The organism is Streptomyces fragilis (assembly GCF_003112515.1).
In the GTDB taxonomy this organism is placed as follows: Bacteria; Actinomycetota; Actinomycetes; order Streptomycetales; family Streptomycetaceae; genus Streptomyces; species Streptomyces fragilis.
This window is the reverse complement of sequence record NZ_BEVZ01000007.1, coordinates 204,406-212,491: the sequence shown is the minus strand read 5'-3', so window position 1 is coordinate 212,491 and position 8,086 is coordinate 204,406. Positions and strand designations below refer to the sequence as shown.

The following is an 8,086-nucleotide window of genomic DNA, read 5'->3' as shown; positions in this document are numbered from 1 at the left end:
TGTCCGACCCGGACTCCCAGGGGCGGATCCGGACCTGGTTCGCCGAGCACGCCACGGCCCGGGGGTACGACGCCGGGACGGTGGCGCGCGCCTGGGAGATCATCGAGGCCTTCGGTTCGTACGGCTTCTGCAAGGCGCACGCGGTGGCCTTCGCGGTGCCGACCTACCAGTCGGCCTGGCTGAAGGCGCACCACCCGGCCGCCTTCTACGCCGGGCTGCTCACCCACGACCCCGGGATGTACCCCAAGCGGCTGCTGCTGGCGGACGCGCGCCGGCGGGGCGTGCCCGTGCTCCCGCTGGACGTCAACCGGTCCGGCGTCACCCACCGTGTCGAACTGGTGTCTGGTGGAAACCAGGGCGAGCCGGATGCCGGGGCGGGGGCCGGACCGGATGCCGGACCGAGCGCCGGACCGGGTGCCGGGGCGGCGGCCGCCGGGGCGGCGGGTGTCTGGGGGCTGCGGCTGGCCCTCGGGGACGTGCACGGCATCAGCGAGGCGGAGGCGGAGCGGATCGCCGCGGCCCAGCCCTACTCCTCCCTGCTGGACTTCTGGCAGCGGGCCCGCCCCAGCCGCCCGGTGGCCGACCGGCTGGCGCAGGTGGGCGCGCTGGACGCGTTCGGCGCCAACCGGCGCGACCTGAGGCTGCACATCAGCGAGCTGCACCGGGGCGCCGCCCGGGCCGCCGGGGCCGAACAGCTGCCGCTGGGAGGCGGCGAGCGCACCGCGTCGGCGGGCCTGCCGGAGCTCACCGACGGGGAGAGGCTCAGCGCCGAGCTGGGCGTGCTGTCCATGGACGCCTCGCGCAACCTGATGGACGACCACGCCGAGTTCCTCGCCGAGCTGGGCGTCACCTCCGCGAAGCGGCTGCGCACCGCCGGGCACGGCGAGACGGTGCTGGTGGCCGGGTCCAAGGTGGCCACCCAGACCCCGCCCATCAGGTCCGGCCGCCGGGTCATCTTCACCACCCTCGACGACGGCACCGGCCTGGTCGACCTGGCCTTCTTCGACGACTCCCACGACGCCTGCGCGCACACCGTCTTCCACTCCTGGCTGCTGCTGGTGCGCGGGACCGTGCAGCGCCGCGGGGTGCGCAGCTTCAGCGTGGTGGGCACGGCCGCCTGGAACCTTGCCGAGCTGACCGGGCTGCGCGCCGAGGGCGGGCTGGAGCGGGTGGCGGCCCGGCTGTCGGAGACGCTGGCCGAGCAGAGCGCGCTGCGCGAGAAGGGCGGCGGACGGCAGGACGGCGACGACGGCGGCGCGCACGACGGGCGGACCATCCGGATGCCCACCGGGTACGAGATGCACCCGTGGGCGGACCTCCGTCCCGCGGGGAACGGGGGCCCGCCCACGGGGCGGAAGCTGTGGCACAGCAGCCCGGGCAGCGCCGGCTGAGACGGCCCGCGGGCGGGGAGGTCCCGGGGAATGCCCGGGGACGGGGAGGTCCCGGGGAACGCCCGGGGGCGGGCCGCCGGGGGCGCGGGTCAGCCCGCGGGGGTGGCCTCGCGTCCGCGCCGGCGCAGCAGCTTGCGGCGCGGCTCCTGCTCGGGCATCCACCCGAAGGCCAGGGTCGATCCGAGCAGGCCGAGGATCAGGCCGATGACGAACCCGCCGAGGTTCGAGGTGACCCACGACCCGAGCGTGGCCAGCAGCCCGATGATCGAGTAGAAGATCCGCTGCGCGGGGTTGAAGAGGATCAGCACCCCGCACAGGGCCATCACGGCGGGCAGCAGATAGCCGGCGATGCCCAGGGCCCCCGCCTTGAGGATCACCTGGAGCGAGGACTCCAGGACCTTCATGGTCAGCATGATCTCCACACCGGCCAGGGCGAGCAGCAGGCCGCCCAGGAACGGTCGGTTGCCGCGCCAGGCGGCGAACCGGGACCGCTGCCGGGGCGCCGGACCGGCGGAGCCGCCGGGCGGAGCGGCCGCGGACACACCGGCGGGGGCTTCGGCGGCGGAGGCTTCGACGGCGGGCGGGCCGGCGTGCGGGGCGGTGTGCGGGCTGTCGGATGTGCTGTCGCTGGCCACGGCCGGCGGCTCCTTCGCGGGCGTTTCCGATCGGACACGGGCCCGGCCGGCGGAACGCGTCCGCCGGCCGGGTCTCGGCGACTGCGTCAGTTGCCGCAGCCGGCTTCGCTGAACGCGATCTTCAGGTTGGGCAGGGTCATGGCCCCGGCGGTGGTCGCCCAGTTGTGCTGGTACACGTCCTCCAGCACGATCCGGTCGGCCTGCATGCCGAAGGTGCCCAGCGGGCCCTGCGAGAAGCCCTTGTCCAGGGTCGCGGCGTCGCGGCCCATCTCCAGGCCGTTGAAGGTGCCGGTCCGGCCCGTCAGGGTGTCCGAGTCGGTGGCCAGGTTGGTGGCCTTGGCCGGGGTGCCCTTGTTGCCGGCGGTGATGGTCAGGTGGGTGCCGCCGATCGCGACCGCCTGACACAGGTTGGTGATCTCGGCGTTCTTCATGGTGGTGACGAACACCGCCACCTGGCCGCCCGTGTCGCCGTGGAGCGGGCTGTCCGGGTGCATGTTGTCCAGGCCGCCGTACTGGGCCATGCCGGTGGCCTGGATCTTGTCGGCGTTGATGGTGAAGGGCATGCCCGAGATCGTGAACTGGGCGGCCAGGATGCCCTGGGCGGTGGCGACGACCAGCGCGGCGGTGGCGAGCACCCCGGGGACGCCGAGAGCGGCCCAGCGGCGCAGGCGGACCCTGCCCTTGAGGGGCATTGCGGACTCTGACATGAACGGCTCTCCTCTGTGACGGCAATGTCGATGGAACCGGGGCAGGTCCTGGCGCGGACGGCGCCTCCCGTGGTGCGCGCCGGGTTTCCCCTGGTCCTGTCGGTGGCGGCGCGGCGGAGGCTTCGGGGGGATTCCTGGAAGTTACCGGCGAGTGAGGAACGGGGTCAATTGGCTTGCGGACAAAGAGTGTTGACCTTGTGAGCCGGTTGGTGCGGATGTGGCCACGCGGTGCCGGGGAGGCTTCGGGGGCTTCTCCCGCGGGGCGGCGCTCCCACCTGCGGACCCGTCGCCGGGAGGGCCCGCCGGAGTCCTCCGCGCGCCGGCGTCTGCCGTCCGAACTGGACTTACCTCGGGTAACAAAAATCTCCCCCGCGCCTTGACCGCCCAACCGGCTCCCGATACAACACCGTTGGGTTTCCCTGCGGTTGGACGTCCCCCTTGCCCGTGGCGCCGGGCGAGGGGGATCCGCCGCGCCGCCGTTCCGCACGACACCGCCCGAACGGGCCCGATGCGAGGAGAACGCGCACATGGACAACACCCGCAACCGCCGACAGCGCCGCCGCGTGCTCGGCAAGGCCGTCACCGTGACGGCCGGCTGTGCCGCCCTGCTGGGGCTGCAGACGACACCGGCCTCGGCCGCCGGGACGCAGCTGGCCGCGCCCTACCAGGGCATGGACACCTGCCCGGTCACCGCCCCGCTGCTCACCGCGGCGGACAACCTGCAGGTCGGCTGCGTGCACTCCGAGGTCGCCGGGGGCACTTTCCGGATCGGTGACTACAGCGTGCCGATCGGCGCCCCGATGAAGCTCAACTGGGGGATCCGCTGGTCGTCGGCCGCCCCGACGGTCGACGTCCTGGGCAGCACCGCCAACGTCTACGACACCGCCGACCCGTCCGGCGGCCCGCTGCTGGACGCCCCGGTCACCGAGGCGCCGCTGCCCGGACTGGCCAACTTCTGGCCTGGTGTCACCAGCGCGGACATCAAGGTCGAGCCCGCGGGCAAGATCAAGAACTTCGTGCCGCTGGCCGTCGGCAGCGACCACCCGCTGTTCGAGATGCCGATCAAGCTGAAGGTGATCCACCCCCTGCTCGGCTCCCGCTGCTACGTGGGGTCCGACTCCAGCCCGATCGTGCTGCGGGCCTCCTCGCCCGCCGCGCCCGAGATGACCGTCGACGCCGACCCCAACGGGCACGGCACCGCGGTCCTCAAGGTCGTCAACGGCACCCTGACCGACTCCTCGGTCGCGATCCCCGGTGCCAGCCGCTGCGGCCTCCTCGGGCTCGGGGAGAGCAACTGGATCGTGAACTCGCTCTTCGACCTGCCGGCCGGAGCGGGGAAGAACGCGGTGACCTTCACCGGCGTCAACACCTCGATCGCCATCGACGGCAGCCTCGAATCGCTCACCGCGGCGCTGGACGACGCGCGCGGCTGAGCCGATCCCGGGCTGCGGCGGACCCCGCGGCAGACTCCGCGGCAGGACGGCGTCCGGCCGCCGAACGACCCGTGGGGCGTGGCCGCGCGCCCCGCCCCACGGGCGCTCCGCCCTGCTCCGAAACGAAGGCCGGACGCCCGCGGCGACGTCCGGCGCTCCCCCGGCATCCTGTGCATGAACTGGGATTACCCGGGGTAACAAAAACGCGGCGGACCTCTTGACCGTCCGTGGCGCCGCCGTTACAAAACCTAGGGAACGACTGCGGACCTCCTGTCGCCCCGTCTTCGGACGCACCCGTCCCGGGCTGCGCCCCGGGGCAGGGGCGGAAGGCCCGCAGCGCACGGAGCCACCCGAAACTCTCACTGCGGAACGGGCCCTACCCGCGAGTGAGCTGACGGCGGTGACGGGGCGGCACCCGCGTCACCGCCGTGCGCACCCCCCGAGATCCATCCCCCACGGAAGGAATCCGTCATGCGCAATCGTCGTACCGCCTTACTCGCCACCGCCGCCCTCGCCGGCGTCGCCTCGCTGGGCGCCTCCACGACGGCCGTCGCCGCGCCGGCGGCCGCCACCTCGGTCCTGACGTACGACGCCACCGGCGCCAACGTCCCGGTCGGCGCCAAGCTGACCGCGTCACTGGCCGCCGGCACCACCGCCAAGCTCACCACCACCGCGGGCGGCAGCACCGGTGTGACCTGCACCGGTTCGGCGATCGAGGCCATCGTCGCCACCAACCCGACGGCCCCCGGCACGGCCACCGAGAACAACGTGAAGCAGACGTTCGACGCGGCCACCTGCACGTCCAACATCCCGCTCACCACCGGCGTCGCGTCCATCACGGTCACGCCGTTGCTGACCGCCGCCGTCACCTCCGGCGGAGCCCTGACGGTGAACGGGCCGATCACCGCCACCGCCGTGCTGAAGACCCCCTTCGGCAACGTCACCTGTGTGTACAACAAGTCCTCGATCAGCGGCACCACCAACAACGCTGACGACTCGATCAACTTCAGCAACCAGCTGTTCACCAAGACGAGCGGGTCGACCACCTGCCCGTCCAACAGCTACTTCACCGCCAAGTACGCGCCGGTGACCGGACCGGGCGGAGCGGTGTCCGTCAACTGACCGGCGCCCACACCGGACCGTGAGGTCCCCGGGCCGCCCCGCGAGCGAGCACACCGGCTCGCCGGGGCGGCCTCGGCCCGTGCCGACCGCCGTCCGGCGATCGGCACGGGCCGTCGGACGGCGGCGCGGCGGGCTACCGCAGCAGAGCCTCCAAGCCGTCCTCCCGGGCCAGCCGCTCCAATTCGTCCAAGGCGGCCTCGGCCTGTGCGGCAGCGCGCGGGTCGCGTTCGCGCAGGCCGCTCGCGGCGAACTCGTCCTCGTCCAGCCGCAGCACCCGGCGCCCGTCGCCGGACACCCACAGGTCCAGGTCGAGGTCCTCCACGACCACCTGGCCGCCGGACCGCCGCGCCGGGCGGGTGACGTCGCAGTACCAGCCCTTGAGGACGCCGGAGGGGTCCCGGACCTCCTTCACCGAGTACCAGCGGTCCCGCCAGTACCACTCGGTGAACAGGTCGTGCGGCTCGAACCGCACGAAGCCGAAGTCGCGGGCGCCCTCCCCGGCCCACTCGGCGCGGACGACGATCCGCACGCCGTCGTCGCAGAGCAGGTCCGCGGGGTAGCGGATCTTCAGGCGGCCCGCCTTGCGCAGCACCACCTCGACCCGCTCCGCACCCGCGCCGTCCTCAGCCGAGTTCGCGGACATGCTGCACCTCCCGCGCGCAGACCCGGTAGCCCAGCCAGCGGTTGACGGCCAGCATGGGTTCGTTGCCGGCGTCGTTGCCGGTGTGCGCCTCGGTGAAGCCGGCCGCCCGGGCGCGGTGCAGCGAGTCGGCCTTCACCAGCTTCGCCAGACCCCGGCCGCGGTGGGCGCGGGCCGTGCCGGTCATGCCGGTGCCGTAGCGGACGCCGCCGTCCGTGCGGACCGCGGTGAACGCCACCGGGCGGCCGTCCGCCACGGCGACGGTGGTCAGGTCGTGACGCAGGAGCGGGTGACGCCAGGTCTCCTCGAGCCAGGCCCCGTAGTCGCCGAGCCGGTGGTCGACGTCGCCGGGCTCGTCGGCGGTGCACTCGGCGTCCAGCTCGAAGAGCGGACGCGGGTCGTCGGCGAAGTCGGCGGCGGTGCGCAGCTCCACGCCCGGGGGCGGGGCCGGCACCGGGGGCAGCTCCGCCTTGGCCAGGTCCAGCAGGAGGAACTGGGCAGTGCTGCCGGGACGGTAGCCGCGGCGCTCCGCGAAGACGCGGTCGGCCGGCTCGTCCAGGACCCAGGAGAACACCTTGTGCGCGCCCAGGCCGGCGAGCAGTTCCTCGCCGGCCTGCACCAGGGCGGTGCCCGCGCCGCGTCCGGTGCGGTCCGGGCGGACGTGGACGTTGAGCAGCGCCTGCCCGGGCTCCGGGCTCTCGTGCGCCAGGGAGAGCTGGGCGGTGCCGATCGCCTCGCCGTCGTCCTCCGCGAGGAGCGCGGTGAAGTGGGCGTCCGGATGGAGGCGGGCCGTCAGGTGCTCGACGGAGTCGGCGGTGAAGAAGACGTAGGGGAGGGCCAGCATCCTGATCCGGGCGAAGGCCTCGGCGTCGCTGCGGTTCCCCGGCCGGAGGGCGCGTACCGATACGGTCATGGCGGGGACGCTACGCGAGGGGGCGGTGGCCCGCCCTTCATTTTCCGGGCGTGGCCCGGTGGGGCAGAATCCGGGTGTGAGCAGCCTGAGGATCCGCATCGACGACCGAGCCGGCAGCCTTGCGCCCTACGAGCAGGTGCGGGCGCAGATCTCCGAACAGGCGCGGTCCGGCGCCCTCCCGGTGGGACACCGGCTGCCGACCGTGCGCGGACTCGCCGAGACGCTCGGGCTGGCCGCCAACACCGTCGCCAAGGCCTACCGCGCGCTGGAGGCCGACGGGGTGATCGAGACCCGCGGCCGCAACGGCACCTTCGTGGCGGCCGCCGGTGCCGCGGCCGAGCGGGCGGTGGCCGCCGCCGCCCGGGAGTTCGCGCGGACGGCGCGCCGGCTGGGGCTGGACGCCGACGCGGCGGGCCGGGCGGCGGCGGACGCGGTGCGGGCGGTGTACGAGGGGCCCGCCGCATAGCCGGCCGAAGACTTCAGCGCGGTGTCCGCGTCACGTCCAGGCCCTCCGAGCGGGCCGCGCGGGCGAACCGCACGGCGTCGTGGACGGCGGCCCCGCCGGGGTCGTTGTTGAAGTAGGCGTACAGGTCGCCCGCCGGCCAGGTGGCGGCGGCGCGCTCCGCCCAGGTGCGCAGCGCGCGGGCGCCGTAACGCGGCCACGGCCGGGCGCGGCCTTCGTGCAGCCGCAGGTAGCCCCAGTCCGCGGTCCGCCACAGCGGGGTCACCGGACGCGAGCCGCGGTCGGCCCAGCACAGGGCCGCGCCGTGGTCCTCCAGCACCGACCGCACCCGGTCCGTCCACCACGAGTCGTGACGCGGCTCCACCGCGACGCGCAGCCCGGACGGGAAGCAGGCCAGGCAGTCGCCGAGCAGGACCGGGTCGGCCCGCAGCGTCGGCGGGAGCTGCAGCAGCACCGGACCGAGCCGCCCGCCCAGACCGCCCGCGTGCGACATCAGCCGTTCCACCGGTTCCGCCGGGTCCTTGAGCCGCTTCACGTGGGTGAGGAACCGGCTCGCCTTCACCGCGACCGTGAAATCCGCCGGCGTCCGCTCCCGCCAGCCGGCGAAGGTCTCGCGGGACGGCAGCCGGTAGAAGGCGTTGTTGCTCTCCACCGTGGCGAACCGGGCGGCGTACTCCTCCAGCCACCGGCGCACCGGCGTGCCCTCCGGGTAGAGCACGCCGCGCCAGTCCTTGTACTGCCACCCGGAGGTGCCGACGAAGACGGTCATACCGCCATCAAAG

Annotated in this window: 9 protein-coding genes; 4 read left to right on the top strand and 5 right to left on the bottom strand. The window is 74.0% G+C overall.

The window, feature by feature from the left end:
• A partial coding sequence (locus Sfr03f_RS24565; protein ID WP_369693483.1) for a helix-hairpin-helix domain-containing protein occupies nucleotides 1-1,391 on the top strand: 1,391 nt, incomplete at its 5' end.
• 89 nt (nucleotides 1,392-1,480) lie between these two features.
• On the opposite strand, the gene Sfr03f_RS24560 is transcribed toward Sfr03f_RS24565, so the two are convergent.
• Entirely contained in the window at nucleotides 1,481-2,026 is a 546-nt protein-coding gene (locus tag Sfr03f_RS24560; protein ID WP_372514429.1) for a DUF6114 domain-containing protein, read from the bottom strand.
• Nucleotides 2,027-2,112: 86 nt separating this feature from the next.
• Nucleotides 2,113-2,733, bottom strand: a complete 621-nt coding sequence (locus Sfr03f_RS24555) for a DUF6230 family protein (RefSeq protein ID WP_108956204.1) — start codon at nucleotides 2,731-2,733, stop codon at nucleotides 2,113-2,115.
• Nucleotides 2,734-3,260: 527 nt separating this feature from the next.
• On the opposite strand from Sfr03f_RS24555, the gene Sfr03f_RS24550 reads away from it, so the two are divergent.
• Both Sfr03f_RS24550 and Sfr03f_RS24545 read left to right on the top strand, forming a co-directional pair.
• The gene (locus tag Sfr03f_RS24550) at nucleotides 3,261-4,166 is read left to right on the top strand and encodes a hypothetical protein (protein WP_108956203.1); all 906 of its coding nucleotides are present in this window, start codon (nucleotides 3,261-3,263) and stop codon (nucleotides 4,164-4,166) included.
• Between the two features lie 471 nt (nucleotides 4,167-4,637).
• A complete protein-coding gene (locus tag Sfr03f_RS24545; RefSeq protein WP_108956202.1) occupies nucleotides 4,638-5,288 on the top strand; it encodes a Tat pathway signal sequence domain protein in 651 nt (216 codons plus the stop codon).
• 133 nt (nucleotides 5,289-5,421) lie between these two features.
• Here the strand turns inward: Sfr03f_RS24545 and Sfr03f_RS24540 are convergent, their stop codons facing one another.
• Nucleotides 5,422-5,931 carry a ribonuclease FAU-1 family protein gene (locus tag Sfr03f_RS24540; protein WP_108956201.1) on the bottom strand — a complete coding sequence of 170 codons (510 nt, stop codon included), beginning with the start codon at nucleotides 5,929-5,931 and terminating at the stop codon, nucleotides 5,422-5,424.
• On the bottom strand, nucleotides 5,912-6,841 hold the full coding sequence (locus Sfr03f_RS24535; RefSeq protein ID WP_108956200.1) for a GNAT family N-acetyltransferase: 930 nt from the start codon (nucleotides 6,839-6,841) through the stop codon (nucleotides 5,912-5,914). Before Sfr03f_RS24535 ends, Sfr03f_RS24540 begins: the two co-directional genes overlap by 20 nt.
• A gap of 76 nt (nucleotides 6,842-6,917) precedes the next feature.
• Here Sfr03f_RS24535 and Sfr03f_RS24530 point away from each other — a divergent pair, with 76 nt between their 5' ends.
• A complete protein-coding gene (locus tag Sfr03f_RS24530; protein ID WP_245967734.1) occupies nucleotides 6,918-7,307 on the top strand; it encodes a GntR family transcriptional regulator in 390 nt (129 codons plus the stop codon).
• A gap of 13 nt (nucleotides 7,308-7,320) precedes the next feature.
• Here Sfr03f_RS24530 and Sfr03f_RS24525 read toward each other — a convergent pair whose 3' ends face one another.
• Nucleotides 7,321-8,073, bottom strand: a complete 753-nt coding sequence (locus Sfr03f_RS24525; protein ID WP_108956198.1) for a DUF72 domain-containing protein — start codon at nucleotides 8,071-8,073, stop codon at nucleotides 7,321-7,323.
• Nucleotides 8,074-8,086 lie beyond the last annotated feature (13 nt).

Excerpts from the sequence above, each read along its gene's own strand:
- Sfr03f_RS24555 (WP_108956204.1), bottom strand. The coding sequence starts at position 2,733 with ATGTCAGAGTCCGCAATGCCCCTCAAGGGCAGGGTCCGCCTGCGCCGC.
- Sfr03f_RS24550 (WP_108956203.1), top strand. The coding sequence starts at position 3,261 with ATGGACAACACCCGCAACCGCCGACAGCGCCGCCGCGTGCTCGGCAAG.
- Sfr03f_RS24545 (WP_108956202.1), top strand. The coding sequence starts at position 4,638 with ATGCGCAATCGTCGTACCGCCTTACTCGCCACCGCCGCCCTCGCCGGC.
- Sfr03f_RS24540 (WP_108956201.1), bottom strand. The coding sequence starts at position 5,931 with ATGTCCGCGAACTCGGCTGAGGACGGCGCGGGTGCGGAGCGGGTCGAG.
- Sfr03f_RS24535 (WP_108956200.1), bottom strand. The coding sequence starts at position 6,841 with ATGACCGTATCGGTACGCGCCCTCCGGCCGGGGAACCGCAGCGACGCC.
- Sfr03f_RS24525 (WP_108956198.1), bottom strand. The coding sequence starts at position 8,073 with ATGACCGTCTTCGTCGGCACCTCCGGGTGGCAGTACAAGGACTGGCGC.